General features: G+C 69.1%; 2 protein-coding genes. Both read left to right on the top strand.

Annotated features, from left to right (window positions below; translation table 11 throughout):
• The first annotated feature begins 14 nt into the window (after positions 1-14).
• On the top strand, positions 15-800 hold the full coding sequence (locus ACGFU7_RS48020; protein ID WP_393705125.1) for an electron transfer flavoprotein subunit beta/FixA family protein: 786 nt from the start codon (positions 15-17) through the stop codon (positions 798-800).
• Between the two features lie 54 nt (positions 801-854).
• Positions 855-1817: an electron transfer flavoprotein subunit alpha/FixB family protein gene (locus ACGFU7_RS48015; RefSeq protein ID WP_393705124.1), complete on the top strand. Its 963-nt coding sequence runs from the start codon at positions 855-857 to the stop codon at positions 1815-1817.
• The last annotated feature ends 5 nt before the right edge of the window (positions 1818-1822 follow it).

The following is a 1822-nucleotide window of genomic DNA, read 5'->3' as shown; positions in this document are numbered from 1 at the left end:
GTAGGAGAGCCGGCGTGAGCTTGAGGATCGTTGTCTGTGTGAAGTACGTGCCCGACGCCACCGGCGACCGGCACTTCGCCGATGACCTGACGCTGGACCGTGAGGATGTCGACGGTCTGTTGTCGGAGCTGGATGAGTACGCGGTGGAGCAGGCGCTGCAGATCGCGGGCGGGGCGGACGACGCGGAGATCACTGTGCTGACGGTGGGTCCGGAGGATGCCAAGGACGCGTTGCGCAAGGCGCTGTCGATGGGTGCGGACAAGGCCGTTCACGTCGAGGACGACGATCTGCACGGCACGGACGCCATCGGTACGTCCCTCGTGCTGGCCAAGGCCGTCGAGAAGGCCGGTTACGACCTCGTCATCTCCGGTATGGCGTCCACCGATGGCACGATGGGTGTGGTTCCCGCGCTGCTGGCGGAGCGTCTGGGTGTTCCGCAGGTCACTCTGCTCTCCGAGGTCTCCGTCGAGGACGGGGTCGTCAAGGGCCGCCGTGACGGTGACACGGCCTCGGAGCAGCTGGAGGCCTCCCTGCCGGCGGTGGTGTCGGTGACGGACCAGTCGGGTGAGGCGCGTTACCCGTCGTTCAAGGGCATCATGGCGGCGAAGAAGAAGCCGGTCGTGTCCTGGGACCTGGAGGACCTGGGGATCGAGGCGGACGAGGTCGGCCTGGCGGGCGCCTGGACCGCGGTCGACTCCGCGGCGCAGCGTCCGGCCCGTACGGCGGGCACGATCGTCAAGGACGAGGGTGAGGGCGGCAGGCAGCTGGCCGAGTTCCTTGCGGGCCAGAAGTTCATCTAGCCCGTCCTTTTTCGCCCCGTCGTTTCTTCGCAATCCGCAGGAGATTGAAGTCCCATGGCTGAAGTTCTCGTCTATGTCGACCACGTGGACGGTGCCGTCCGCAAGCCCACTCTGGAGCTGTTGACGCTGGCCCGTCGTATCGGTGAGCCGGTCGCGCTCGCGCTGGGTGCGGGTGCCGCCGGGACCGCCGGTGTGCTCGCCGGGCACGGTGCGGTGAGGGTCCTGACCGCCGATGCGCCGAAGTTCGCCGACTACCTCGTCGTGCCGAAGGTCGACGCGCTGCAGGCCGCTGTTGATGCGGTCTCTCCGGCCGCGGTGCTGGTGCCGTCCTCCGCGGAGGGCAAGGAGATCGCGGCCCGTCTCGCGGTCCGGATCGGTTCCGGCGTCATCACCGACGCCATCGACCTGGAGGCCGGTGAGCAGGGCCCCGTCGCCACGCAGTCCGCGTTCGCCGCTTCCTTCACCACCAAGTCCCGTGTCTCCAGGGGCATCCCGGTCATCACGGTCAAGCCGAACTCGGCCCCGGTCGAGGCCGCTGCGGCCGCGGGTGCGGTCGAGGCGCTGAGCGTGGTGTTCTCGGCGCAGGCGACCGGCACGAAGGTGCTGTCGCGGACCCCGCGTGAGTCGACGGGGCGTCCGGAGCTGACCGAGGCGGCGATCGTCGTCTCCGGCGGCCGTGGCGTGAACGGTGCGGAGAACTTCCCCCTGATCGAGGCCCTCGCCGATTCCCTCGGTGCGGCCGTAGGCGCCTCGCGTGCCGCGGTCGACGCGGGCTGGTACCCGCACTCCAACCAGGTCGGCCAGACCGGCAAGTCCGTCTCGCCGCAGCTGTACATCGCGTCCGGCATCTCGGGGGCGATCCAGCACCGGGCCGGCATGCAGACCTCCAAGACGATCGTCGCGATCAACAAGGACGCCGAGGCCCCGATCTTCGACCTCGTCGACTACGGCGTCGTCGGCGACCTCTTCCAGGTCGTCCCCCAGCTCACCGACGAGGTCAAGTCCCGCAAGGGCTGACCCGC

This window comes from Streptomyces sp. NPDC048473, assembly GCF_043200155.1.
In the GTDB taxonomy this organism is placed as follows: Bacteria; Actinomycetota; Actinomycetes; order Streptomycetales; family Streptomycetaceae; genus Streptomyces.
This window is presented reverse-complemented; position numbering and strand designations above follow the sequence as displayed.

Excerpts from the sequence above, each read along its gene's own strand:
- ACGFU7_RS48015 (WP_393705124.1), top strand. The coding sequence starts at position 855 with ATGGCTGAAGTTCTCGTCTATGTCGACCACGTGGACGGTGCCGTCCGC.